This is a genomic window from Streptomyces sp. NPDC003035 (assembly GCF_042888285.1).
Lineage (GTDB): Bacteria > Actinomycetota > Actinomycetes > Streptomycetales > Streptomycetaceae > Streptomyces.
Window position 1 is genome coordinate 721965 of sequence record NZ_JBIAPJ010000003.1, and the last position, 24185, is coordinate 746149.

A 24185-nucleotide genomic window follows, 5' to 3' on the forward strand; every position below is an offset into this window, starting at 1 on the left:
GACTCGGAGGACTCTCCCACCCCCCTCGCTTCCCCATGGCCGGCCGGGCCGTACCCGTCCCGCACAAGGTGCGGCACGGCCATCGACTTGTAGCCGTCAGCGGTTGAAGCCGGCAGCTCACAGGCGGCTCCACACGGCTCAGCGCACGCGACGCTCCTCCAAGGGTGCCGCGTGCAGGACCTCGTCGCTCACGTGGGGGAGGTGGGGCGTGTGGTTGACGAGGCGGGCGGAGTTGCCGACGACCGCGATGCTGCTGGTGTTGTGGAGGAGGGCGGCGAGAACCGGGTTCATGGAGCCGCCGGCGCCCGCGACGAGGCCGAGCAGGTTGACGCCGATGGCGAGGCCGTAGTTCTGGCGGACGACGCGCAGGGTGTGGCGGCTGAGCTCGACGACCGCGGGGACCTGGCGCAGGTCGTTGCCCGCGAGGGCGATGTCGGCGGTCTCCAGGGCCACGTGCGAGGAGTGCTCGCCCATCGTGATGCCGACATCGGCAAGGGCGAGCGCCGGGGCGTCGTTGGTGCCGTCGCCGACCATGGCGACGATGTGGCCCTCGGCCTGGAGGTCGCGGATCAGCTGGAGTTTGGCCTCCGGCAGGGCATGGGCGTGCACCTCGGTGATGCCGAGCGCGTCCGCCACGACCTGGGCGGTTTCCGGGGCGTCGCCGGTGAGCAGGACCAGCCGTTGGACGCCGAGATCGCGCAGCTGCCGGATGACCGTGTCGGCGCCCGCCCGTACGGCGTCGGAGACGCCCAGCAGACCGATGAGGTCGGCGTCATGGGCCAGGCAGATGACGGTCTCGCCGCCGCGGCGCAGGTGGTCGGTCCAGTCCTGAGCGGCTTCGGTGAGCTCGATGCCGTGCCGGCGCAGCAGGGCGGGGCTGCCGACCAGAAGCCGGGTGCCGTCGAGTTCGGCGCGCATCCCCATGCCGAGGACGACCTCGCACGCCTGGTGGAGCGGGACGTGCAGGTGCTGTTCCTCGGTGTGGGCGACGATGGCCTGGGCCAGGGGGTGGCGGGCATGCAGCTCGCCGGACGCGGCCAGGCTCAACACCTCGTCGGCGCCGAAGCGTTCGCCGAGGGTGACGACGCTGGTGACCAGCGGCTTGCCGAAGGTCAGGGTGCCGGTCTTGTCGAAGACCACGGCGGTGACCCGGCCGACGCCCTCGAGGTGGGTGCCGCCCTTGATGAGGGTGCCGCGGCGGGCACCGTTGCCGATGGCGGCGCTGATGGCGGTCGGGGTGGCCAGGCCCGCCGCGCAGGGGCAGGCGATGAGCAGCATCGTCATCGCCCGGCGCGCGTCGCGGGTGACCGCATAGGTGAGGGCGGCCAGGGCGAAGGAGACGGGGACGAAGCGCTGGGTGAAGCGGGCGGCGACGGTCTGGATGGGGGCCCGGTCGGTCTGGGCCTCCTCGACCCGGGTGATGATCCGCCCGACCGTCGTGTCCCGGCCGACCGAGTCGGCGCGGACGGTCAGCGAGCCGGAGGTGACGATGGTGCCGGCGTAGACGTGCGCGCCCTCGCGTGCGTACACGGGCAGCGCCTCGCCGGTGACGGCGGCCTGGTCGACCAGGGCCTCGCCGCCGACCGCGTGCCCGTCGACGGGGATGCGGTGGTGCTCGTACACGGCGACGGTGTCACCGGGCTCCAGTTCCTCCAGGCCGACCTCCACCTCCACGCCGTCCGCTCTGACCAGCCAGACCCTCTCCTCGCCGATGGTGAGGAGGTCTTCGATGGCTCGGCGGGTGCGGCGCAGGGTGAGGGTCTGGAGGAACTCGCCGATGTTGAGCAGCCACAGGACGGTGAGGGCGACCACATTTTCCCGCAGGATCAGGGAGATGACCGTGGCGGCGGTGACCAGGGTGTCCGTCCCGGGACTGCTCCGGCCGCGCAGGGTGCGCAGCGCGCCTCGGAAGAACGGTAGACCGGTGAAGACCGTGATCGCGCCGAGGAGACCGGAGGAGCCGATGCCGATTCGGGGCCGGGCCAGCAGTCGGCGCAGTGCCACGACGGCGAGGACGGCTCCGCCGACCACGAGCCGGGCGACCTCTCCGGTGGAGGAGTCAGGCGTGGACCGGGTGGCCTTGGCGGGTGCGGACGGCGGCGGGGCCTCTTCGAGAGCGTCGGTCAGGGCGTCCACGTCGAGGGCGGCGGGCTCCATCCAGATCACGACACTGCCGGTGCGAGGGAAGATCCGCAGGGCGCGAAACCCGGACAAGCCGGTGAGCCGGTCGTCGACGAGGCCGGCGCAGCCGGGACGGTCCCGCAGCCAGGACACGGTCAGCCGGGCCCGCCCCGTCGCGACCGAGCGGACGAGTACGGTCGACATGATCAGTGCTCGTGGCCGTGATCGTCGTGGTCGACCTTGACGGCCGAGGGCGGCGGGACCTCCTCGCCGAGCGAGGTGCGGGCCTCCGCGAGCATGTCCCCGGCCTTGAGCCGGGCCTCCTCGGCGGCCGAGGACAGCCACCGGCTCGCCACGATGCCTCCCGCGAGCCCGCCGACCAGCGCTTTGCGCGCGGCCGGCTTCGCATCGGGCAGTTTCTGCAGGATCACTGCGCCTACGACGCCGGACACGGCGTAGTGGGCCAGCTTTCCGGCGGTCGCACCGACGACGGCGAGGGGATGCATGAACGCCTCCTTCCGCGCGCACCCAGCAGGGTGCGACGGACCTCTCTTCCAGTCTGAACCCCAGGGCGTGCAAGGTCGAGCGGCACCCTCACACACGGGTCTCGGGCTCGGCGACGGGCACGACCCGAGCGGTGCGCGCGGCTCGCCGGGAGCCCACCAGGCGGCAGGCGAGGTAGATCAGGAACGACAGGGTCGTCACGTACGGGCTGATGGGAATGCTGCTGCCGACGGCGAGCAGGACGCCGCCCTCCATGGCGGCGAGTGCGAACAGGACGCTCAGCACGGGCAGCAGCACCGGGGACGCGGTGACCCGGGCCGCCGCCGCGGCCGGGGTGACCAGCAGGGACAACACCAGAAGAGCTCCCACGATCTGCACGCACAGGGCCACCGCGAGACCGAGGATCAGCATGAACGCCAGCGACAGCGCCCGGACGGGCACCCCGCGGGCCTCGGCCACGTCGGGATCGGCACTGGCGAACGTCAGCGGCCGCCAGAGCACCGCGAGGGCGGCGAGGACGACGACGGACGTGCCCACCAGCCAGGCCGTCTGCGGGGTGTCGACGGCGATGATCTGCCCGGTCAGAATGCCGAACTTGTTGGCCGCGCGGCCCTTGTAGAGGGACAGGAACAGCACGCCGAGCCCCAGGCCGAACGGCATGATGATCCCGATCACCGGATTACGGTCACGGGCTCGGATCCCGAGCAGGCCGATCGCCGCGGCGGCCATCAGCGAGCCGACGATCGACCCGGCGACGACGTTGAACCCGGCCAGGAGCGCGGCCGCCGCGCCCGCGAAGGACAGCTCGCTGATGCCGTGCACCGCGAACGGCAGGTCCCTCATGATCACGAACACCCCGACGAGGCCGCCCACGAGGCCGAGCAGGGCCCCGGCAAGCAGCGAGTTGTGCACCAGTGCCAGCAGGTCTCCGTAGTCGGCGAAGTTGAAGATCTGCTGCCAGATGCCCGGATCGGCACCGTCGGCGGCGGGCGGGCCGGTCGGCACGCTCATGGCGGTCCTACCCCGTTGGGCCGGGCGCCGGGGTGGTGGGCGGGGGCCGCGTCGGGTGCCCCCACGACCACGATGCGGCCCCGGACCCGTACGACGTCCACCTGGGTCCCGTACAGCCGCGACAGAACGGCGGAGGTCATCACCTCCTCCGGCGGGCCGATCCGGAAGCCGCCCCCGGCCAGGTACAGCACCCGGTCCGCCGGTCCCAGGACCGGATTGATCTCGTGGGTCACGAAGACCACCGCGGTGTCGGCGGCCCGGCAACGCCGCTCCACAAGATCGGTCACCGTGCGCTGGTGCTGGAGGTCGAGGGAGAGCAGCGGCTCGTCGCACAGCAGGATCCGCGGATCCGTGGCCAGCGCCTGCGCGATCCGCACCCGTTGCTGCTCGCCCCCCGAGAGCCGGCCGACCGGGACGTCGGCGTACGCCAGCGCCCCGACCGAGTCCAGAAGTTCGTCCACCCTGCGACGGGCCGCCCTTCCCGCGAGCGGCAGCCCCCAGCGGTGCCCCTCCAGGCCGAGCCGTACGAGATCCCGTGCGCGCAGCAGCGTGTGCGGGGGCAGCGCCTTCTGCTGCGGGATGTAGCCGATGAGCCCACCGGCGCGGTACGGCGGGCGGCCGAGGACCGAGACGGATCCCGAGGTGAGCGGCTGCCGACCGAGGAGGACGCGCAGCAGGCTCGTCTTGCCCGACCCGTTCGGGCCCAGGACGGCGAGGAACTCGCCCGGCCTCACGTCGAGGTCCAGGTCCCGCCACAGCAGCCGGTCGCCGTGGGAGAGCTCGGCGCCGCGAAGGCACACCGCGGGCGAACCGCCGTCTCCGTGCTCCCTTCGCAGCGGGAGCGGCTGGGGCGTGAGGCGGTCGGTGCGCTGCATCAGCGCTCCAGGGCACGGTCGAGGGCCGTGATGTTGTCCGCCATCCAGCCGGGGTAGTCCTTGCCCTGCGGGAGCGTCTCCGTCACGGGCACCACGGGGATCGCGTTGTCCTCGGCAGCCTCTTTGACCTTCTCCGTCTGCGGACCGCTGGTCTGCTCGTTGTGGACCAGGGCCTGCACGTTCCGGCCGGTGAACAGCGTCAGTGTCTCCTGGAGCACCCTGGGCGATACCTCGTCGCCCTCCTCGACGGCCTCGCTGAAGGCCGCCGGTGTCCTGTTCACCAGGCCGCAGGCATCCGTCAGGTAGAGCGGGACGGGCTCGGTGACCGCGACCGGGGTACCGGCGTGGCGCGCCTCGATCCGGTCGGTCCGCGCCTCGAGCCCGGCCAGCCCGTCCTTGAACTCTTCGGCGTTCTTCGTGAAGACGTCGGCGTCGGCGGGCGAGGCCGTGCCGAGGGCCTGGGCGATCCGGTCGGCGAGACGGTCCATCGTCGGCAGGTCGTACCAGACGTGTTCGTTGAACTCCCCATCGCCGTCAGGGGCCTTGCCCGAGGTCTGGACGGCGTCGATCACGTGGGGCGAGGAGTTGTCCGAGCTGCGCAGCATCTCACCCACGAAGTCGTCGTAGCCGCCGCCGTTCTGGACGACCACCTCGGCCCGGGAGAGCTCCAGCCGGGTGCGTGTGCTCGCTTCGTAGGAGTGCGGGTCCTGTGCCGGATCACTGATGATCGAGGTCACGGAGACCCGCCCGCCGCCGATCCGCCCGACGACGTCTCCGTACACGTTCGTGGAGGCGACCACAGGGATCGGAGCGGGGGCGGCCTCCACGGGGCCACCCCATACGCACATCAGCGCCAGAGACACTCCGAGCGACACACCTGGTGCGCGAATCGGCACGCCACGCATACGTCCTCCCTGCGCCAGGGAAGCGAAATGGCAATCACCTTGGATTATCCCCCTGTGTGGCCGGGCTCTCCAGCGGACCCCTGGGGAGGAGGAGGCCGACACCCGGGCATGGGAAGCCGCCTCCGCACAGCGCCGCACGCTCGCCTGCCGGCTCTGGGACGACTACTACGGCGAGCGGCGCAACGAGATCAGATTCACCGGACCCGGCCCCGACGCCGAACGCATCACGGGCGCGCTGGACGGCGCGCTGGTCACGGACGCCGAGCTGTCGCTGGGCCGTGCGGTCTGGAGTGAGTGGTCAGACCCTCTCTCCCGTCACACGGAGCCAGATTGAGAATGGGATCCATTTTCATATAGCCTTTCCGTGTCAGAACCGGACCGAGGAGTCTCACGATGGCCGTCCCCAAGCGGAAGATGTCCCGCAGCAACACCCGCCACCGCCGCGCCCAGTGGAAGGCGACCACGCCGCAGCTGGTCCCGGTCACCGTCGACGGCGTCGTCCACCAGGTCCCGCAGCGCCTGGTGAAGGCGTACGAGCGCGGCCTGATCCAGCCGGAGGGCTGAGCGCTCATGACGCCCACCGACCGGCTGCCCGTGACCGTGCTCTCCGGGTTTCTCGGGGCCGGGAAGACCACGCTGCTCAACCATGTGCTCGGCAACCGCGAAGGGCTGCGGGTCGCGGTCATCGTCAACGACATGAGCGAGGTCAACATCGACGCGGCGCTCGTGCGCGGCGGCGAGGCGGCCCTGTCCCGTACCGAGGAACGGCTGGTCGAGATGACCAACGGGTGCATCTGCTGCACCCTGCGCGACGACCTCCTGGAAGAGGTCGACCGACTGGCCCGCGAGGGCCGGTTCGACTACCTGCTCATCGAGTCCAGCGGCATCTCCGAACCCATGCCGGTCGCCGCCACCTTCTCCTTCCCCCGGGACGACGGCGCCACCCTCGGCGACCTCGCCCGCCTGGACACGATGGTGACCGTCGTGGACGCCGCGAACTTCCTGGCGGAACTCGGCGGCGGCGACGAACTCGTCGCGCGCGGCCTCGACCAGTACGAGGACGACGAGCGCACCGTCAGCGACCTGCTCATGGACCAGGTCGAGTTCGCCGACGTCATCGTGCTAAACAAGCTCGACCTGGTCGACCCTGAAGAGGCGCGCCGACTCCGCGCCACGCTGTCCCGGCTGAATCCGGAGGCGCGGATCGTCCCCGCCGTACGCGGGCAGGTCCCCCTCGAACACCTCCTGGGCACCGGCCTGTTCGACGTGGAGAAGGCACAGCAGGCCCCCGGCTGGGTGAAGGAGCTCAACGGCGATCACGTGCCGGAGACCGAGGAGTACGACATCTCCTCGCTGGTGTTCCGCTCCGACCTGCCCTTCCACCCCGGACGGCTGTGGGCCTTCGTCACCAAGGGCCTCGACAGCGGTACGTTCGGGCGCGTCCTGCGCTCCAAGGGGTTCTTCTGGCTCGCCAGCCGGCCCCGGGTGACCGGACTGTGGTCCCAGGCCGGCGCCGTCGCCCGCTTCGAACCGTCCGGTGCCCGCGGTCCGGAGACCACGCAGGGCCAGGAACTGGTCTTCATCGGCACCGGCCTGCGCGCCGACGCCCTCCGCGCGGCCCTCGACGCCTGCCTGCTGGTGCCCGGCGAGACGGTCCCCTCCGACGACGACTTCCCCGACTGGGAGACGTACGGCATCGAGGACGCCTGCGAACACGAGCAGGCGGCCTGAAACGCCGGCCCCGCACACTCCGGGCCGGACGGTGGTCGCAGCCACGGCACCGTCCGGCCCGGCTTCTTTTTCGGCAGGCCCTCGGCGGAGGCGGGGCGAACCCCGGACTCCCTCCGGTACGGGCCAGGACGGAGGCAAGAGTGACGACGCACGGTCCCTTCCTGGGCGCGGTCCAGGAGACACTGCTCATTCCGCTCTACGGACGGGCGGTGGAACACCGTAAGGAGGACGCCGCGCTGCGCGACGCGCGGGCCGAGGAGATCGTGGCGGCGCTGCCGTACGACTTCGGACGCTTCGACGGTCTGCCGAGCCTCGCGGGCACGGTCCTTCGGACAGTCCTGTTCGACAGGTGGGTGCGGGACTTCCTCACCACCCACCCGGCCGGCACGGTGGTCGAGATCGGTACCGGTCTCAACACGCGCTACGAGCGTGTCGACAACGGAAGGGCGCGCTGGTTCGAGCTCGATCTTCCCGACGTGGTCGACGTGCGGCGTTCGTTCTTCACCGACACCCCGCGCCGGACGATGATCGCCGCGTCCGTGACCGACAGCGCGTGGACGGAGACGGTGGCGGCCGACGCCGACGGCCCGTACTTCTTCAGTGCCGAGGCCGTGCTGCCCTTCCTGGACGAGACCGATGTCCGCGCCGTCGTCGGCATGCTCGCCGAACGCTTCCCCGGGTCGTGGCTCGCCCTGGACACCGCGGGTCCGGCCATCGTGGACGACCAGGACCGGCATGACGCCCTCAGCAAGGTGGACGCCCGTATGCGCTGGTCCTGTGCCGGCCCGGACGTCGTCACAGGGTGGTGTCCGGGGACCGAGCTGCTCGCCTCCCACACGCTGTCCGCTCTGCCCCCGCGTGTGCACGATCCTCTTCCCGCCGCCTACCAGGAGATGCTCGCCGGTCTTGCCGAGCAATGGCTGCCCCAGGTGGAGGAATACCGGCTCAACCTGTTCCGGCTTCCGTAGGACAGCAACCACGTGGGGCGCCGCGAGAAACTCGCGGCGCCCCACTGGAGAGAAGCCGGAACGGACGTGCCGCCCCGGGTCGCCGTTGCTGGGGTCGGGGCCTTCGACTATGTCAGCGGCCGCGTCCGGGCCGGCCGGGTGCCGCTCGGCGAACCACGCGGCACCTTCCCGAAGTACGCGTCGGCGGGCTGCTGACGGCTGTCGGGGTCAGTCGCCGCCGCAGCTCGACCCGCAACTGGAGCCGCAGCCGGCCCCGGTGTGCCGGTTGCCGGAGTCGCTCCGGCGTTCCCGGGTCGACGAGCCGCGCGGTACGTTCCTGCGGCGCTCCTCCGCCTTGCGCTGTTCCTCCCGGTAGCGCTCCGCTTCCTCCTGGGCCTCGCGGAGCCGCGCGCGCTGTCGGGCAGGGCCGTCCGCCGGTTCCCACGGGCCCAGCCCGTGGCGGCGGTCCGGGCGGAGCGGGGCCGTGGTGACGGTCGCGTACATCCGCCCCATCCCCTGGTGGCGGTGGTATTCGGCACAGGCGTATTCGAGGGCGACTTCGTCGCCCTCCGCGAGGGTGCCGTACAGGACCGCTTCGAAGGGCTCGTGCCGAGGGTCGATGTCGTGGTGTCCGTTCCCCACTCCGTACACCGAGCCGCTGCCCAGGAGCCGTGTCCTGGCGCGGGTGTCGCTCTCGCGGGGAACGTACGCGATCAAGGGGGCGGACGAGCGGGTGCGGGCGTCCGCGCACACCCAATGGCGCCCGTCCGCCCCGGCGCGCACGCCCACGATCAGGGCCGGCTGGGGCTCCTCGTGCAACCGCCGGGCCGCCCGGTAGGCGAGCTGGCCCCAGCCGTAGAAGGTCGTACCGGCCACCAGGAGCACCAGAGCGACGCCCTGCTGCCCGACGGCGTCGTAGGCAACGCCGGACGCGGTCGGTTCACCGAACAGGCCGTCGGCGAGGATGGCTGGGGCGACCAGGCAGAGCACCAGCCCGAGGTAGACCTGCTGGTGTCCGCGGTGGCCGTCCGATTCCGGGGTGCCTTCGGGCAACGGGAAGCGGCGCTCTCCCGCGGCGGCGAGGGCCAGGGCCCGCTGTCGGCGTCGGGCCCGCAGCCGCAGACAGCCTCCTGTGAACGCGACGGCGCAGGCGGCGAGGACGATCAACCAACCGGCCCTCGCCGGACGGTCCACGTCGCCGGGCCGGGCCAGAGTCAGAACCGCTTCCACAGCGACGAACACAGCCGCCGGTATGGCCGCGACCGGAACGTACCGATACCAGAACGGCAGGGCGGTCAGCAGGATCAGTCCCGGATACCTCAGCCAGTCCGTCCCCTCCCCGTGCCCGCTGTGCCAAGCCGCGGACGCGGACGAGAGCCCGAACAGCAGGACGTACGCCGCCGCCACCAGGGCGGCCAGGACCCAGCCGCCCACGGCCGGGGCGAGAACGGTCGGGACCGCCGCCTTCCGCCACCGTTCGGCGTCGGCCACAGCCCAGGTGGCGACGCCGCCTCGGGTCACGGACCGGGAGACGACACCGTCCCCGGTCACCGACCAGATGCCGACACCCTCTCCGGGCAGAGTCCCGGTCGGCAGATACTTGATGTGATACGCCGTCACCGAACCACCGCCACGCGCCCCCGTATACCCATCCCCCACGCCCTCCGCTCGCTCCTCCAGGCATTCCCGGCCAGTCTGCCCGTCACGCTCCTCCGCCCCACCGCGCAGAGCTCTTTCCAGCCAAGCTTTCCGGTCCGGGGGTGACAACGCGCTGAGCGTTCGAGGCGATGGCCGGTCGCGTGCAGGCGTCGTGGCGGGGATGATCACCCGGCCGGACCTGCTCGCCCCGAGACCAAGGAGAATGACGCTGTGCCCTCGGCAGACGAACTACTCAGCGCGGCCACCGTCGCGGACCTCGCCCGATGCCTCACGCGAGCCGGTGACGAGATCACGGCGCGGCAGACCCGGGGGTGCGGCGCCGCCCTGGACGGGCTGAGCTTCACCGAGCGCGTCACCCTGATCAGGAACGCCGTCCTGGCCGATCTTCCGGCGGACTACCCGGCCTTCGCCGACGTGTTGCGCGCCGCACTGCGGGACAGCGATTTCACCGGTTGGATGATCTTCCCTGTCACCGAGGCCGTCGCCGTGCGGGGCCGGGACGCCTTCGAGCCCGCCCTCGCCCTGCTGGCGGAACTCACCCCGCGCCTGACCGCGGAGAGCGCCGTCCGGCCCTTCCTCCGTACCGACCTGGAACGCGCGCTCCAGGTCATGACGCCGTGGACCGCGCACCCCGACCCCCATGTCCGCCGCCTGGTCAGTGAGGGCACACGGCCGAGACTCCCGTGGGCGCCCCGGCTCCCGGAGCTGATAGCGGATCCGACGCCCGCACTGCCGTTGCTCGACGCGCTGTACCGGGACGACTCCGAGTACGTCCGCAGATCCGTGGCCAACCACCTCAACGACATCAGCCGGGACCACCCCGACATCGCCGCCGGTGTCGCGGCGCGCTGGCTGAACGACCCGGCACCGACGACGACCCGGGTGGTCCGGCACGGCCTGCGGACCCTGATCAAGTCCGGCCACGCCGGGGCCCTCACGCTGCTCGGCCACTCCCCGGACACTCCCGTCGCCGTCGAAGGCCCGCATGTCCACGCGTCGGAGATCCGGGTCGGCGACCATCTGCTGTTCGACTACGCGGTGACCAACACGCACGACCAGGCCGCTCACCTCGTCATCGACTACGTCGTCCTCCACATGAAGGCCAACGGGACCCGGACCCCCAAGGTCTTCAAGCTCGCCACGCGGTCCCTGGCTCCCGGCGAGACCTGGCGCGCGACACGCAGACATTCCTTCAAGCCGATCAGCACGCGGCGCTACCACCCGGGGGTCCATCTGGTGCGGCTCCACGTCAACGGCCGGTCCCACGGGGAAGCCGCGTTCACGCTGCACTGCTGAGGGCGACCGGGCGGGTGTGGGTCCCGGTCGTCGGGGCAGGCGGTCCTCCTGAGGTCGCGGCGGGAACACCGCCGCTACCCGCTCGAGGCGACGTGGAGTGACGGGTCTCGAGCAGACATCCGAGAACGGAGGAGTGATCGGCATGACGGAGAACGCGTGGACCTACGGGGCGACGTCCGGTTATCCGGTGGGCACGAACCTGGCCGGATGGAGGGTCGAGGCGACCGACGGGCACATCGGGAAGGTCGACAAGCACTCCGCGGACGTCGGTGACGCCTATCTGGTCGTCGATACCGGGGTATGGATCTTCGGCAAGGAAGTACTGCTCCCGGCGAGCACGGTGACGCGGGTCGACCTGGAGGAGCACACGGTCCACGTCGACCTGACCAAGGAACAGATCAAGGACGCACCGGAGTTCCACTCCGACAAGCACCTCGCGGATCAGCAGTACCGGGAGGAGATCGCCGTGTATTACCGGACGGGCGGGCCGTTCGGGGGCGGGCCGAGCCCCCTCTGACGTTCGGCCGACACGACGAGGCGGTTCCCGCACCGAGGCGCGGGAACCGCCTCGTCCGTCAGGCCGTCGGACACGCCGACCACAGACCGGCGCCGGCCTTCCGGGCATCGGCCTCTGCCTCGCTCATCGTCTTCCAGTGCTTGTCGTTGGGCTCGAACAGCACGCTTTTCGCGTGACCGCTGCGCACCAGGGACTCGTTGACGAAGACGCCCTGCTCGTTCCACACGTAGAGCAGGTAGCGGCCGTAGCGGTCCTTCAGCTCGACGTCGATCTCCGTCCGCAGCGTGCTGCCCGGCGGCAGCAGCTCGGCGGTCCGGGCCGTGGCCTGGCGGCTGTAGCAGGCTCCGCGCTCCGGGGTGTCGATCTCCAGCAGGCGCACGCGTGCGACGTCGCCGGCGGGAACGACCCTGCCCGTGCCACGCACCTCCAGGGTGTCGCCGTCGATGACCCTGAGGACGATGGGGCCGGGCGGGGCGGCCTGTGCGGGGACGGCCGGAGCGACGAGGCCGAGACTCAGCAACGCGGTGACCGAGGCCAGTACGGCACCTGACTTACGGGGTGAAGAGTTACGGGATGAAGAGCGCATGTCCCACCCCTTTCGACGGGGGTTCCTCACTCTCAGTACACCATCGGCTCCGTGCTCACGCGACCGCGCTGAGCGGGGTCCCCTCACGGAACCGCCTCTTCCCTGTCCCTCATCGGTAACAGAGCCGCAGGGCAGGCGTGTCGAGGTCCCTTTCCGGTGAGACTCTCCCCGCAAGCGAGAGTCGACAGCGGCCGGGTACGGCCGACCACGGGGGAATCACCATGAAGAGTGCTGCCTGCACGCACCGCAAGAGCCCGAGGGGCTGGAAGTACGCCATCGGGGCCGCGGTGGTCGCCGCCCTGCTCGGGTCCACGGCGTGCCGGTCGGACACGGCCGGCGGTTCGGACGCGACCAGGCCCTCGGGCCGGTCGAGCGCGACGAACTCGGCGAAGCCGGTCGAGACGGCGCCGTCGAAGCCCGGTGGGACGGCTTCGCCGAAGCCGGGTGGCACGTCCGGCACCCCCGGCGGGAACGGCGGCAGCGGCCCCGTCGCCGCCTGCGCCGCGGCCGACCTCGCGGTCTCCGCCGTGAAGGAGCCGGCGGACAGCAAGGAGGCCAGGCACCTCCTCATCACCGTCCAGAACGCCGGTGACGAGAAGTGCGACCTCTACCACTACCCCCTCGTACGGCTCGGTGCCGACGCCCGGACCACGGTCCCCGTGATCAAGGACAGCGACCCGGACCCGGGGAAGCCCGTCACCCTCGCCCCGGGCAAGGAGGCCTACGCCGCGCTGCTCGTCAGCGGTGGCGCGAGGGACGAGTACGAGGCGCACACCGTGTCGCTCCGCCTCCAGGGCCGCACGCCCGGCAGCAACGCGAGCAAGCCGATGGACGTCCCGCTGCCCGTCAAGACGCTGTACGCGGACGACGGCCAGCTCGTCACCTACTGGACGACCGCTTCGGGCTACGCCCTGGACTTCATCATGTCGAAGTGAGGAACCCCGGCGGGCCCGACGACCGCGCGCGCGTCGGTCAGGCTCAGCCGCCCGGCGACCAGCCTCCAATCGACCGCCGCCACTGATCGGCCCCTGCCGCGGCGAGGGCCCGTGCGTTGTCCGGCTTCCTGGACGACACGTACGGCACCGGGCCGTGAACGAGGACGACCGCCGGCAGCCGACCCGAGGGAGCGGCGGTCGGCGGTCGGTCGACCCCGTGGGTCAGACGCGGTCGGCCGCGATCAGGACGTACTGGAAGGAACCGTCCTTGTAGGAGTTGATGAACGCCTCTTCGATGCCGGTCACCAGGGAGGACGTGGCCCGCAGCTCCCAGTAGGGCAGCGTCGCGGGCGTCAGGTCGATGACGGCCTGCGGTACGAGACGGTTGTCCGCCATGGCCCGCAGGTACTCCCGGCGGGAGTGGATGTTGCACTCGAAGTGCGCGTTGATCTGGGAGACCCACTTCGAGGGCTGGCCGTAACGCGGGTTCCAGCAGCCGGTGATGGTCACGTACCGGCCGCCGACCTCGAGGATCCGCGAGTGCTCGGCGAAGAGGTCGTGCAGGTCGACGTACATGCTCGACTCGTTGTTCCACGAGCCCGCTGCCTGCCCCGTCTCGAAGGGCATGTCGAGCATGTTGCACACCTGGGCGCGGACGTGGTCGTCGATGCCGAGTTCCTGGGCGCGCTGGTTGGCGAAGTCGGCCTGCTTGGCCGAGAGGGTGACACCCTCGACCTTGCATCCGAAGCGCTGGTGAGCCATGACCATCGAGCCGCCCCGGCCGCACCCGGCGTCCACGAGCGTGTCGTCACGCCCGATGGAGCCGAGGTGGTCCATGAGGACGTCCGCCTGCGCCGACTCGAGGCGGTGGAGCTCTGCGATCAGCTTCTTCTCGTACGCGCTGTCCTCGGTGTCCCCGAGGGCGGCGTGGTCGACGTCGCCGATGCCGTAGTGGTGGTGGTAGAGCCCGTCGACGTCGCCGAGGCGCAGGTTCACGGGCCGTGCCTCGTCGTTCCAGTAGCGCGCGATGTCGCTCTGGTAGGGCGTCGCCGGTGCCGGGACGAACGCGGAGGTGCCGTTGACGGTGGTGAACTCGGTGCTGGTCACAGATGATTCCGTTCTTACCAGAAATCGGGCAGGCTGTAGCGGTAGGTGTTGGTCTGGTGCCAGTAGTGGTTGCCGTCGACCCACGCGGCCACTCCCCGCAGGAAGCGCTGCAGGCTCGGGACGGGGCAGGCGGCGGCCAGGTCGGCGGCCGCGGCTTCGAAGTCGTGCATGAGGTCGTTGTGGACGTCGACGGCCTTCAGGTAGGCGTCTCGTTCCGAGAGGTCCTCGCGTTCGGCGATCACCACGGGCAGGTTCAGGTGCCGGCCGGGGGCGGCGAGTTCCTTGGTGTACGAGTACAGGTCGTTGACGATGGTGGTCGCGTTTCCGGCGAGCGCGATGACCCGCTGCATGGCGGGCTGGGCATGCAGATCCGCGGGCAGTTCGTATCCGCCGACGGTGTCGGTGATGGTGGGGCAGGGCCGGAAGTTGTTGAACTGGCGCATCGCCAGGTACTCCCAGACCTCGGGCGTGTGGTCCGTCTGTGCCCAGGCGGCCTCGGCGAGGTACCCGAGGTGGAGGCGTGCCATGTCGTGCCGGAACCGGTCCGCCTGGGAGGCGGTGGACTGCTGGACGAAGTACTCCATCGCGGAGCGGTAGGCGCGCCGCGGGGCGTCCGCGTGGAGCGACTCCGCCCACTGCGGTTCGTACTCCTTCGTCGCGTGGAGGTGGTCGAGGGCGGTGTGCGCCAGAAGAAGGCGTCCCCCGAGGCCGACGGGCGAACCCCCGTGGTCCTCGCAGTAGCAGTCGTCGACCGCGTTCTCGGCGACCATCAGCCGCGTGGCGACCATCAGGTGGTCGATGGTCGGAGCGTCCGGATGGCAGGCGACCATGTAGCGCCCGACGGAGAAGCCGTCGAACTCGCCCTCCCACTCCTCCGGGTACAGGTCGACCTCGTCCAGCGCCCAGGTCTTGATCCTGCGGCTCACCTCCTCCACGCGCGCCGGGTCGGGTTCCGGCACCGGGTGGTGGTACAGGCCGGGGATCGGCCTGCCCTCCGTCGGCGCCTCGGGCGCCGGAGGCGTCGGCGGCTCCTCGCGGAGGGTCAGTTGCAGGCCCGCCGTGCCCAGACCGCTGGGGCCGCGCAGGACCCGTTCCAGGGCCGGGCTCGGTCCGCTCGGTCCGCTCGCTCCGGCGGCGATCACCGCGCCTCCCGGCCCGTCGTCGGGCGTCGGCGCGGACACGGAGAGGGAGGGCAGTGTCGGCAGGCCGGGCAGGCCGGGCAGGCCGGGCAGGGCGCCGACGACGGCTTCGCCGAAGCGGGCCGCGGCCTCGGGCAGATTCGACTGCAGAGGGGAAAGCCCGGGTTCGGGCATCCGTGACTCCTTGATGAGGTGGGGGGGGTGTCGCGGAGCCGGGCATGCTCGCCCGGCCCGGGAAGATCGGATCCGGGCTGTGGTGGGGGGCGGACGGATCCTCTAGTCGCGCCTGCGGGCGATCTGTACGTTCTCCAGCACACCGAGCGCGTTGGGCACCAGGATGGCGGCGGAGTAGTACGTGGTGACCAGGTACGAGATGATCGCCTGCTCGTCGACGCCCATGAAGCGCACGGACAGGCCCGGCTCGTACTCCTCCGGCAGGCCGGTCTGACGCAGACCGATGACGCCCTGGTTGTCCTCGCCGACGCGCATGGCGAGGATCGAGCTGGTCTGCTCCTCGGTGATCGGGATCTTGTCGCAGGGCAGGATCGGGACCCCGCGCCAGGCCTGCACCCGCTGCCCGTCGAGGTCGAGCTGGTCCGGGTAGATCCCGCGGGCGTTGAGCTCGCGCCCGATCGCCGCGATCGTCCTGGGATGGGCGAGGAAGAGCTTCGTACCGCGACGGCGGCAGAGCAGCTCGTCGAGGTCGTCCGGGGTGGGCGGGCCCGAGTGGGGCTGGATCCGCTGCTTGAAGTCGGCGTTGTGGAGCAGACCGAACTCGCGGTTGTTGATCAGCTCGTACTCCTGGCGCTCGCGCAGCGCCTCGATGGTGAGCCTGAGCTGCTCCGCGGTCTGGTTCATCGGCCCGTTGAAGAGGTCGGCGACGCGGCTGTGGACCTTCAGAACGGTCTGCGCGACGGAGAGTTCGTACTCGCGCGGCTTGAGCTCGTAGTCGACGAAGGCCCCGGGCAGCGCGACCTCGCCGACATGGCCGGCCGACATCGCGATCTCGGCCTCGCCGTGCCGGTTCTGGCGTTGCAGGGGAAGGGAGCTGAACGCGCGGATGTGCTCCTGGAGGCTCGGCGCCGTGGACTGCACGGCGGCGAAGTCGGCGCGGGAGAGGGTGAGCAGGGTGCCGGCCGTCTCGGCGGTCGCGGTGTAGTCCCATCGGGCATCCGCGTCCAGAAGGGCGTTCTCCCCGAACCGGTCACCGTCGGCGAGTACGGCGACGCTGACCTCGTCGCCGTACTTGCCGACGGAGCTCTGGCTGATCCGGCCGTGGGCGATCAGATGAATCTCCCCGGCGGGGGTCCCGCGCTCGACCAGCACCTCGCCGGCCCGGAAGTCGCGCTGGACGCACCGTCCGGCGATCGCGGTCAGCACCTCGAGGTCGTCGAAGCCGCGCAGCAGGGCCAGTTCGCCGAGTTCCCGGGGGATCACCCGGACGTCGGCACCGTCCTGGACGAAGTCGATGCGCCCGTCGCCGACGGTGTAGCTCAGCCGGCGGTTCACCCGGTAGGCGCCGCCCTTGGTCTCCACCCAGGGGAGCATCCGCAGCAGCCACCGATCGGTGATCTCCTGCATCTGCGGGGCGGACTTGGTGGTGGTGGCGAGGTTGCGGGCTGCCGCGGTGCTCAGGCTGGATTGCCGGGGCGGCTCCAGCTCCTGCGCTTCCGGACTGGTCTCAACGGTCATCGGGCGGGACTCTCCTTCTCAAGGGTGATAATCGGCGCACGCGGTGGCAACCGGGTGAAAGAGGAAGTAGAGGTCAAACGCAGGGAATTGGTCCAGATTCCCGGGAACAGTAACGGCTGTCACGCTCGGCTCGCCCGATGCGGCCGTGGGCGACACCCGAAGCAGTGATCTTGCTCGGTGTGGCGTTTATCCGGACGACCGACGGCATTCGAGCCACCCGGTCGAGACCCCACCTCGGCATACGGCGCGGTGACCCGCGCCGCGTCTGCCACGTACCCGCCGACCCGCCGAACCGTTGAGGGTCGAATTCGGCCAAGGGCGGTGCCCGGAGAGCGGACCGCCACCGCACGTACCGGTTGCGACGTGGTGGGGGCAAAGGCGAACGGCGCGCCCCGGACAGGTCCGGGGCGCGCCGTTCGGTGAACCGTCGGGGTCACTCGTCGAGGGCGTCCACCACGGTGCCGAGGTCGACGAACTTGAAGTTCGTCGAGGCGCGGTCGCCGTCGCCGGGCGCGTCGTCGCCGTCCTGGACGACGAGGAGACCGTTCGGGTACCTGGAGCCGAGGGGCGCGTTCAGGAGCGCGGCCCCGTCGCACTCCTCGGAGCCGTCCAGGGAGCCGCCGGCGGCGACCCGGAAGCCGCCCTCGTACTCGTTGGCGTCCTCCACCTCACGGTCGTAGGCGGCGAAGGTGTTGTCGCCCTGGCTCGATGCGAGGAGGTATCCGTCGCCGTCCGGCTCGGTCAGCAGCGTCAGGCCCTCGACGTCGGCGGCGATCCTGGAACCGCCGTAGCCCGGGTCGGCGCCCGGCTCGCATTCCTCGGTCTGCTCGTCGTAGACGCCGGGGACTCCGTACTCGCGCACCTTGTCGATCAGCTTCGGCGTGCCGGTCAGGTCGGCGCGCAGCCGCCAGATGCCGACGTCCTCCTGGCCCGCGTAGAGCGTGCCGTCGGCCGGGTCGACGACCATCCCCTCGACCTGCGGCAGCTCACCGGGCTCGGCGCAGGGCGACCAGGACGTGCCGTCGGGCAGCCGGAACGTGGAGGCCAGGTCCAGGGTGCGGACCTTGCGGTACGTCACCTTGCCGCCCGCGGCGGGGAGGAGCTCCAGCAGGGCGATGCTGGTCCGCTCGCGACGGCTGACCAGGGCGTAGGAGCGGCCGGTCGCCGCGTCGGTCCAGGTGGCCAGGCCGTAGGCGGTCCGCTGGTCGTTGATCTCGGCCTGGTCCCTGGAGAAGACGGCCGGCGCGGCAGGGTCCGTGACGTCGGTGAGCGGGCCGCCCGCGCCGTCGCGGTCGATGCGGTAGAAGCGCAGCCGGTCGTGGCCGCGGTCGCTCACGACGGCCAGGTCGGCCCGCCCGGAGGAGAGGCGCAGGCCCTGGACGAGGTCCACGTTGTTGAACCGGCCGGGGGCGTCGTCGGCGCCCCGGGCCGGCGGCGCGGCTATCGACTGCACCGGCCGGGCGTCCAGGTCGTAGACGCGCAGTCCGCCCTCCTTGGCCGTCGCGACGACCAGGCTGCGGCCGGGATCGGCCGTGTTGCGCCAGATCGCGGGGTCGTCCGCGTCGGCGTTGCCGCCCGCTTCGTCGTCGTGCAGCGTCGGCGTCTCCGCGCGAGGCGTCACGGCGGGCAGCGCGTCGGCGGACGTCCGACTGTGCGCGTCGGCCGGCACGGCGATCGCGGCCACCGCGAGGGCCGTGGTCACGGCCAGCACGATCGACTGGACTGTTCGGGGGGTGGTCACGGGAACTCCTCCGTACGGGAAAAGGGCGAACTCGCGTGATGGTGAGGGTCGTTCGTGTCGGCACGGCAGCCGCAGGGCGACCGGTAACCGCTTTCCCCCGTGACCATACGGTGAACGGGCCGGAGACTCGCCCCATGCACCCGCAAGGATGAGCGCCGCCCGGGCCCCGGCTCTGCCTGCGGCCGCGGCAGCGCCCGTCGGCGGACAGTGATCGCAGCACGCGTCGACCACTCCGAGCAGGGAGCCAGATGGGCAAGCACCTGGTCCTTCGATGTCGCCGGGCGCTGGCCGCCCTGGTGCTGGCGGCGACCGGCACTCTGTGGCTGCCGGGGCCCGTCCCCTCCATGGCCTCCGAGCACATGGCCGCCAGGCACATCGCCGCCGGACACATGGCCGCCGAGCAGATGGCCGCCAGGCACATGGCTGCCGAGCACACGGCCGCCGGACACACGGCCTCCGGACCCCTCTTCGATCCCGCGCCCGCCCGCGCGAGCCTGGAACGTCTCCTGGGCTCCCGAGCCGCGCAGTTCACCCTGGTCCCGGTCGAGGAGCCCGCCTCCGGCGACTACTTCTCCGTCTCCGGCACGGCGGGGGCGATCCAGGTACGGGGCACCTCGCCGGCCACGTTGCTCACCGGGGTGGGCTGGTACCTGGAACGGGTCGCCGGCGTCGACATCGGCTGGCCCGGCGACAGCCTCGGCCGGCTGCCCGCCACGCTGCCCCCGGTCCCCGGCACCCTCACCCGGTCGGCGACCGTGCCCCACCGGTACGCCCTCAACGACACCGACGAGGGCTACTCCGGCCCGTACCGCGACTTCGCCACCTACCGCCACGAGATCGATCTGATGGCGCTGCACGGCGTGAACGAGGTCTTCGTCCCGACGGGGGCCGAGTACACCTACTACCGGACGTTCCAGCAGTTCGGCTACAGCGCCGCCGAATTGCGCGACTGGATTCCCGGCCCGGCCCATCAGGGCTGGTGGCTCCTCCAGAACATCTCGGGCTTCGCCGGGCCGGTCTCCGAGCAGCTGATCGAAGCCCGCGCGGCACTGGGAAGCCGGATCGCCGGCCATCTGCGCTCGCTGGGCATGACGCCCGTGCTGCCGGGCTTCTTCGGCACGGTGCCCCCGGACTTCGCCGCCCGGAACCCGGGCGCCGTCACCGTCCCCCAAGGCACATGGGTGGGCTTCGACCGGCCCGACTGGCTCGATCCCACCGGCCCGGTCTTCGACCGGCTCGCGGCCGCCTACTACCGGGTCCAGCAGCAGCGGTTCGGCGAGAGCGACATGTTCAAGATGGACCTGCTGCACGAGGGCGGCGCCCCCGGTCCGGTCGACGTCGCCGGGGCGGCCGGGGCGGTCCAGCGCGCCCTGGAGACCGCGCGTCCCGGCGCCACCTGGGTCATGCTCGGCTGGCAGAAGAACCCGACCGCGACTCTCCTGAGCGGCGTGGACCGCGGCCGGGTGCTGATCCTCGACGGTCTCGCCGACCGCTACGACAACCTCGACCGCGAGGCGCAGTGGAGCGGTGCGCCCTACGCCTTCGGCTCGATCGCCAACTTCGGCGGTCACACCAGCCTGGGCGCCAACACCGGCGTGTGGGCCGGCCGCTTCCGTACGTGGCTGACCGCGTCCGACAGCGCGCTGCGCGGCATCGCGTACCTCCCGGAGGGCACCGGCGGGAACCCGGCCGCGTTCGACCTGTTCACCGAACTCGCCTGGGAGCCGGGCCCGATCGACCAGCGGGCGTGGTTCGCCGCGTACGCGGCCCGGCGCTACGGCGGTGCGGACCCGCACGCGGCCGCCGCCTGGGAGCAGCTGCGCCTCGGGCCGTACAGCACACCCTCCGGTACGTGGAGCGAGCCGCAGGACAGCCTCTTCGCCGCGCGCCCGAGTCTGACGGCGTCGAGGGCCGCGCGATGGAGCCCGACCGCCATGCGCTACGACGCGGCCACGGTGGAGCGCGCGCTCGCGCAGTTGCTCCAGGTGGCTCCCGCCCTGCGGACCACGGACGCGTACCGTTTCGACCTCGTGGACGTGGCGCGACAGGCGCTCACCAACCGGGCCCGCGTCCTGCTCCCGCGTATCCGGGCGGCGTACGAGGCCAAGGACCTGGAGGGTTTCCGGACGCTGGTGCGCGAGTGGAACGCCGACCTGGAGCTGCTCGGGCGGCTGGTCGGCTCCGACCGGCGCTTCCTGCTCGGTCCGTGGCTCGCCGACGCCCGGTCCTGGGGGGCCGATCCCGCCGAACGCGACCGGCTGGAGTACGACGCCCGGTCGATCCTGACCACCTGGGGCGGCCGGGGTCCGAGTGAGGCGGGCGGCCTGCGCGACTACGCCAACCGTGAATGGGCGGGGCTGGTACGGGACGTCTACGCGCCGCGCTGGGCCGCGTACTTCGCCGGTCTCGACAGCGCGCTGGTGAACGGTACGGATCCGGTCGCCGTCGACTGGTTCGCGCGGGACGATGCCTGGGCACGCGGTCACGCGCCCTATCCGACGACTCCGGCCGGCGACCCCGTCGCCCTGGCGCAGGAGGTACGGGAAGCCCTGGCGACCTCGTCCGCGGCTGAACGTTTCGGGGTGCTCGCGCGTACTGGATCCTGACAGGTGATCGCCCGGACGGGACGGGAAGACAAGGGGAGCTCATGAGTGGAGTGGCACGCCGGACAGTGGTCTCGGCGGCGAGTGGCGCGGGCTTCGTGGCGGTGCTGACCGCCTGTGGCGGCGGTACGAACGACAAGGCGGGCGGTGACGCCTCGACAGGCGGCACGACGGGCGGCACGACAGGCGGCACGACGGGCGGCTCGGCGGATCCGGGCGCGCCGGACGAGTCGGGCGAGCCCTTGGCGAGGACCGCGGACATCCCGGTGGGCGGCGGCAAGGTGCTGGCCGATCAGGGGGTGGTGATCACCCAGCCGGCGGCCGGTGAGTTCAAGGCGTTCTCGTCGAAGTGCACGCACCAGGGGTGCGCCGTCAGCCGGGTCGCCGACGGGGTCATCACCTGCCCGTGTCACCAGAGCCTGTTCGACGCCTCGGACGGCAGTGTGAAGGGCGGCCCCGCCACCGCTCCGCTGCCGCCGACCCCGATCAAGGTCGACGGGGACTCGATCACGCTCGCGTGACGGAGTCATAGCAGCGGGTTCAGGCTCGCGTGACGCGCCGCGGGCTCTTCCAGCAGCCCAGCACCTCCTCGGTGGTGGCGATGGTGGAGACGAGCGCGAGTGTGTGGCGGATCATCGCGGGGGTGTAGTCGGCCGGCACCCCCGCGATGGCGTCGCTCGGCACGACCACGGTGTAGCCCAGGTTGACCGCGTCGAAGACGGCGTTGGGGACGGCCACGTTGGCGGAGACGCCGGTGACGACGAGGGTGCGGCAGCCGAGGTTGCGCAGCAGCGGGTCGACGTCGGTCCCGGCGAGCGGCGAGAGACCGTGCAGGCGTCGTACCACCAGGTCCTGGTCCGCGACCTCGATGGGCGCGGCGATCCGTACCGCCGTGCTGCCGCTGTGCTGCTGTACGGGGAGCCGGGCGGCGGCCCGGAACAGCCGGGCGTTGCTGTTGGCGCCGCGGCCGTCCGGCCTGCGCTCGGCGACCGCGTGCACCACCTGCACATCGGCCTCGTGCGCCGCCGCGACCAGCCGGGCGACGTTCCGCAGGACGCCGGACGAGCGGGCGGCGGCGGCGAGTTCGGGCAACGCGCCGTTCCGGCCGACGACGCCCTCCTGGCATTCGACGGTGAGCAGGACCGTACCGGCCGGTTCGAGCTGCTCCTGGAGCTGTGCCCACTGCTTGGCGCTGTTCATGGTCCCCCTCGGCTCCGCACTCCGGGCGGGCGAGGTTAGCCACCCTTGCTCCAGGAGGGAAGAGGCCCCATGATTTCTGACACCTCATCAGAATCATAGAAGGGGGCGGGCGATGACCGTCACACAGCGCCGCGGACGCCGGATCATGATGACCCCGGCCGAACTGGACACCTTCCTGACCGAGCAGCGCACCTGCCGGGTCGCGACCGTCTCGGCCGACGGCCGCCCGCATGTCGGCGCGCTCTGGTTCGCCTGGGACGGAACCTCGCTCTGGCTCTACTCGATCACTCGGAGCCGCCGCTGGGCGGAGCTCCGCGCCGACCCCCGGATCGCGGTGGTGGTCGACGACGGCGAGGAGTACGGAGAGCTGCGCGGCGCCGAGCTGTCGGGCACGGCGGTCTTCGTCGGCGAAGCCCCGCGCACCGGTGAGCCCTGCCCCGAACTCGACGTCCCCGAACGGCTCTTCGCCGCCAAGAACTTCGGCCTGGACACGATGCCGCACGACGGCCGGCACGCCTGGCTGAAGCTCACGCCCGACGCCGTGGCGTCCTGGGACTTCCGCAAGCTGGCGGCTCTCTGAGAGCCCCCGCCCGGCACTCCCCCGGGGCCGCGCCCACCCCAGGGGCCGCGTCGGCACCGCTCTCAGCTCCACTGAGCCCCGCCCGTCAGATGCCCACGGCCTCCCCCACGCCCTGGAGCGCCTCGACCGCCGCCCGGATCGACGGCCGCCGGTCGGCGTCGGTGCGCCAGGTCGCGTAGATGTGCCGGCGCATCCGCTGCCGCACGGGCGTGAACGCGATCCCGTCCGGGGTCGGCCCGCGACCGAGCCTCGGCGTGACGCACACACCGAATCCGGCGGCCACCAGGGCGAGTTGGGTGTGGTGCTCCGCCGCGAGATGGGCGATGCGCGGCTCGATACCCTGTGAGCGCAGGGTGAACATGAGCCAGTCGTGGCAGAACTCGCCCTCCGGCCAGGAGACCCACTCCTCGTCACCGAAGTCCACGAGGTCCACCTCCTCGCGCGCGGCCAGCGGGTGGTCGGCAGGCATGGCGACGTCCGCCGCGTCGTCGAGGAGATGGGCCCGCTCAAGACCGCCCGGCACCGGGGCTCGCTTGTTGCTCCAGTCCAGGACGATCGCGAGGTCGGCATCGCCGCGCAGTACCTCACGGATGCCCTGCTCCGGCTCCAGTTCGGTGGTCCGCACCCGCAGCTCGGGATGGGCGGAGCGCAGGGCGCCGAGGGCGCCGGGCAGCAGTCCGCGCGCGGCCGTGGGGAAGGCCGCGATCCGGACCTCGCCCACGACCTGGCCGCGCTGCGCCTCGATGTCCGCCTGGGCGAGCTCGACCTGGGAGAGGATGCGCGCCGCGTGCTCGGCGAGGAGCAGCCCGGCGTCGGTGAGCCGTACGCCCCGTCCGTTCTTGGCGAGCAGCTGCTGGCCGATCTCCCGCTCCAGCTTGGACAGCTGCTGCGAAACGGCCGAGGTGGTGACGTGCAGCCCGTCGGCCGCTCCGCTGACAGAGCCGTGCCGTGCGACGGCGTCGAGGGTTCGCAGGCGCTCCAGGTTCAACATGTAAGCAATACTAAGGGAACGGATTCATTTAATCTCGCTTGTTCT

21 protein-coding genes and 1 pseudogene are annotated in these 24185 nt (G+C 71.5%); 9 read left to right on the forward strand and 13 right to left on the reverse strand.

Annotated features, from left to right (window positions below):
• Positions 1 to 138: 138 nt before the first annotated feature.
• The 5 genes from ACFYV5_RS12875 to ACFYV5_RS12895 all read right to left on the reverse strand — a co-directional run bounded on the left by ACFYV5_RS12875 (position 139) and on the right by ACFYV5_RS12895 (position 5359).
• Entirely contained in the window at positions 139 to 2325 is a 2187-nt protein-coding gene (locus tag ACFYV5_RS12875) for a heavy metal translocating P-type ATPase (RefSeq protein WP_389167706.1), read from the reverse strand.
• Between the two features lie 2 nt (positions 2326 to 2327).
• On the reverse strand, positions 2328 to 2627 hold the full coding sequence (locus tag ACFYV5_RS12880) for a DUF1490 family protein (protein WP_355110180.1): 300 nt from the start codon (positions 2625 to 2627) through the stop codon (positions 2328 to 2330).
• A gap of 88 nt (positions 2628 to 2715) precedes the next feature.
• Positions 2716 to 3636 carry a metal ABC transporter permease gene (locus tag ACFYV5_RS12885; protein WP_389167710.1) on the reverse strand — a complete coding sequence of 307 codons (921 nt, stop codon included), beginning with the start codon at positions 3634 to 3636 and terminating at the stop codon, positions 2716 to 2718.
• Entirely contained in the window at positions 3633 to 4511 is an 879-nt protein-coding gene (locus ACFYV5_RS12890) for a metal ABC transporter ATP-binding protein (protein ID WP_389167713.1), read from the reverse strand. The genes ACFYV5_RS12885 and ACFYV5_RS12890 overlap by 4 nt, the downstream gene beginning before the upstream one ends.
• Positions 4511 to 5359, reverse strand: a complete 849-nt coding sequence (locus ACFYV5_RS12895; RefSeq protein ID WP_389167885.1) for a metal ABC transporter solute-binding protein, Zn/Mn family — start codon at positions 5357 to 5359, stop codon at positions 4511 to 4513. The genes ACFYV5_RS12890 and ACFYV5_RS12895 overlap by 1 nt, the downstream gene beginning before the upstream one ends.
• A 450-nt stretch (positions 5360 to 5809) precedes the next feature.
• On the opposite strand from ACFYV5_RS12895, the gene rpmF reads away from it, so the two are divergent.
• The 3 genes from rpmF (at position 5810) to ACFYV5_RS12910 (ending at position 8115) form a co-directional block, all read left to right on the forward strand.
• Positions 5810 to 5980, forward strand: a complete 171-nt coding sequence (gene rpmF, locus ACFYV5_RS12900) for a 50S ribosomal protein L32 (RefSeq protein WP_282697262.1) — start codon at positions 5810 to 5812, stop codon at positions 5978 to 5980.
• 6 nt (positions 5981 to 5986) lie between these two features.
• Positions 5987 to 7147, forward strand: a complete 1161-nt coding sequence (locus ACFYV5_RS12905) for a GTP-binding protein (protein ID WP_389167717.1) — start codon at positions 5987 to 5989, stop codon at positions 7145 to 7147.
• Positions 7148 to 7287: 140 nt separating this feature from the next.
• Complete coding sequence (locus ACFYV5_RS12910) at positions 7288 to 8115, forward strand: class I SAM-dependent methyltransferase (protein ID WP_389167720.1); 828 nt, start codon at positions 7288 to 7290, stop codon at positions 8113 to 8115.
• A 207-nt stretch (positions 8116 to 8322) separates the two neighbouring features.
• Here the strand turns inward: ACFYV5_RS12910 and ACFYV5_RS12915 are convergent, their stop codons facing one another.
• On the reverse strand, positions 8323 to 9714 hold the full coding sequence (locus tag ACFYV5_RS12915; protein ID WP_389167723.1) for a hypothetical protein: 1392 nt from the start codon (positions 9712 to 9714) through the stop codon (positions 8323 to 8325).
• Between the two features lie 249 nt (positions 9715 to 9963).
• Here ACFYV5_RS12915 and ACFYV5_RS12920 point away from each other — a divergent pair, with 249 nt between their 5' ends.
• On the forward strand, positions 9964 to 11049 hold the full coding sequence (locus ACFYV5_RS12920) for a DNA alkylation repair protein (RefSeq protein WP_355110166.1): 1086 nt from the start codon (positions 9964 to 9966) through the stop codon (positions 11047 to 11049).
• Between the two features lie 142 nt (positions 11050 to 11191).
• Positions 11192 to 11566, forward strand: coding sequence for a PRC-barrel domain-containing protein (locus tag ACFYV5_RS12925; protein WP_389167726.1), 375 nt, complete (start codon positions 11192 to 11194; stop codon positions 11564 to 11566).
• Between the two features lie 58 nt (positions 11567 to 11624).
• On the opposite strand, the gene ACFYV5_RS12930 is transcribed toward ACFYV5_RS12925, so the two are convergent.
• On the reverse strand, positions 11625 to 12086 hold the full coding sequence (locus ACFYV5_RS12930) for a thermonuclease family protein (RefSeq protein WP_389167729.1): 462 nt from the start codon (positions 12084 to 12086) through the stop codon (positions 11625 to 11627).
• 287 nt (positions 12087 to 12373) lie between these two features.
• On the opposite strand from ACFYV5_RS12930, the gene ACFYV5_RS12935 reads away from it, so the two are divergent.
• A complete protein-coding gene (locus tag ACFYV5_RS12935) occupies positions 12374 to 13087 on the forward strand; it encodes a DUF4232 domain-containing protein (RefSeq protein WP_389167732.1) in 714 nt (237 codons plus the stop codon).
• A gap of 222 nt (positions 13088 to 13309) precedes the next feature.
• Here ACFYV5_RS12935 and ACFYV5_RS12940 read toward each other — a convergent pair whose 3' ends face one another.
• From ACFYV5_RS12940 to ACFYV5_RS12955, 4 genes and pseudogenes are all read right to left on the reverse strand, one after another.
• Positions 13310 to 14194, reverse strand: coding sequence for a geranyl diphosphate 2-C-methyltransferase (locus ACFYV5_RS12940; protein ID WP_355110163.1), 885 nt, complete (start codon positions 14192 to 14194; stop codon positions 13310 to 13312).
• Positions 14195 to 14208: 14 nt separating this feature from the next.
• Positions 14209 to 15473, reverse strand: a pseudogene (locus tag ACFYV5_RS12945) (family 2 encapsulin nanocompartment cargo protein terpene cyclase).
• Positions 15474 to 15609: 136 nt separating this feature from the next.
• Positions 15610 to 17025 (reverse strand): family 2B encapsulin nanocompartment shell protein, encoded by a 1416-nt coding sequence (locus ACFYV5_RS12950; protein ID WP_389167736.1) that lies wholly within the window; start codon positions 17023 to 17025, stop codon positions 15610 to 15612.
• 433 nt (positions 17026 to 17458) lie between these two features.
• On the reverse strand, positions 17459 to 18766 hold the full coding sequence (locus ACFYV5_RS12955) for a phytase (RefSeq protein WP_389167740.1): 1308 nt from the start codon (positions 18764 to 18766) through the stop codon (positions 17459 to 17461).
• Between the two features lie 248 nt (positions 18767 to 19014).
• Here ACFYV5_RS12955 and ACFYV5_RS12960 point away from each other — a divergent pair, with 248 nt between their 5' ends.
• A complete protein-coding gene (locus ACFYV5_RS12960) occupies positions 19015 to 21372 on the forward strand; it encodes an alpha-N-acetylglucosaminidase (RefSeq protein WP_389167743.1) in 2358 nt (785 codons plus the stop codon).
• 41 nt (positions 21373 to 21413) lie between these two features.
• Positions 21414 to 21890, forward strand: a complete 477-nt coding sequence (locus tag ACFYV5_RS12965) for a Rieske (2Fe-2S) protein (protein WP_389167746.1) — start codon at positions 21414 to 21416, stop codon at positions 21888 to 21890.
• A 19-nt stretch (positions 21891 to 21909) separates the two neighbouring features.
• Here ACFYV5_RS12965 and ACFYV5_RS12970 read toward each other — a convergent pair whose 3' ends face one another.
• Complete coding sequence (locus ACFYV5_RS12970; protein WP_389167749.1) at positions 21910 to 22569, reverse strand: cysteine hydrolase; 660 nt, start codon at positions 22567 to 22569, stop codon at positions 21910 to 21912.
• A gap of 112 nt (positions 22570 to 22681) precedes the next feature.
• Between ACFYV5_RS12970 and ACFYV5_RS12975 the strand changes: the two genes are divergently transcribed.
• The gene (locus ACFYV5_RS12975; protein ID WP_355110156.1) at positions 22682 to 23149 is read left to right on the forward strand and encodes a pyridoxamine 5'-phosphate oxidase family protein; all 468 of its coding nucleotides are present in this window, start codon (positions 22682 to 22684) and stop codon (positions 23147 to 23149) included.
• Positions 23150 to 23234: 85 nt separating this feature from the next.
• Here ACFYV5_RS12975 and ACFYV5_RS12980 read toward each other — a convergent pair whose 3' ends face one another.
• Entirely contained in the window at positions 23235 to 24140 is a 906-nt protein-coding gene (locus ACFYV5_RS12980; protein ID WP_389167752.1) for a LysR family transcriptional regulator, read from the reverse strand.
• Positions 24141 to 24185: the final 45 nt, after the last annotated feature.

Coding starts and splice junctions, on each gene's coding strand:
- ACFYV5_RS12925 (WP_389167726.1), top strand. CDS start 11,192: ATGACGGAGAACGCGTGGACCTACGGGGCGACGTCCGGTTATCCGGTG.
- ACFYV5_RS12975 (WP_355110156.1), top strand. CDS start 22,682: ATGACCGTCACACAGCGCCGCGGACGCCGGATCATGATGACCCCGGCC.
- ACFYV5_RS12890 (WP_389167713.1), bottom strand. CDS start 4,511: ATGCAGCGCACCGACCGCCTCACGCCCCAGCCGCTCCCGCTGCGAAGG.
- ACFYV5_RS12965 (WP_389167746.1), top strand. CDS start 21,414: ATGAGTGGAGTGGCACGCCGGACAGTGGTCTCGGCGGCGAGTGGCGCG.
- ACFYV5_RS12970 (WP_389167749.1), bottom strand. CDS start 22,569: ATGAACAGCGCCAAGCAGTGGGCACAGCTCCAGGAGCAGCTCGAACCG.
- ACFYV5_RS12880 (WP_355110180.1), bottom strand. CDS start 2,627: ATGCATCCCCTCGCCGTCGTCGGTGCGACCGCCGGAAAGCTGGCCCAC.
- ACFYV5_RS12875 (WP_389167706.1), bottom strand. CDS start 2,325: ATGTCGACCGTACTCGTCCGCTCGGTCGCGACGGGGCGGGCCCGGCTG.
- ACFYV5_RS12905 (WP_389167717.1), top strand. CDS start 5,987: ATGACGCCCACCGACCGGCTGCCCGTGACCGTGCTCTCCGGGTTTCTC.
- ACFYV5_RS12895 (WP_389167885.1), bottom strand. CDS start 5,359: ATGTGCGTATGGGGTGGCCCCGTGGAGGCCGCCCCCGCTCCGATCCCT.
- ACFYV5_RS12980 (WP_389167752.1), bottom strand. CDS start 24,140: ATGTTGAACCTGGAGCGCCTGCGAACCCTCGACGCCGTCGCACGGCAC.
- ACFYV5_RS12950 (WP_389167736.1), bottom strand. CDS start 17,025: ATGACCGTTGAGACCAGTCCGGAAGCGCAGGAGCTGGAGCCGCCCCGG.
- ACFYV5_RS12960 (WP_389167743.1), top strand. CDS start 19,015: ATGGGCAAGCACCTGGTCCTTCGATGTCGCCGGGCGCTGGCCGCCCTG.
- ACFYV5_RS12935 (WP_389167732.1), top strand. CDS start 12,374: ATGAAGAGTGCTGCCTGCACGCACCGCAAGAGCCCGAGGGGCTGGAAG.
- ACFYV5_RS12885 (WP_389167710.1), bottom strand. CDS start 3,636: ATGAGCGTGCCGACCGGCCCGCCCGCCGCCGACGGTGCCGATCCGGGC.
- rpmF (WP_282697262.1), top strand. CDS start 5,810: ATGGCCGTCCCCAAGCGGAAGATGTCCCGCAGCAACACCCGCCACCGC.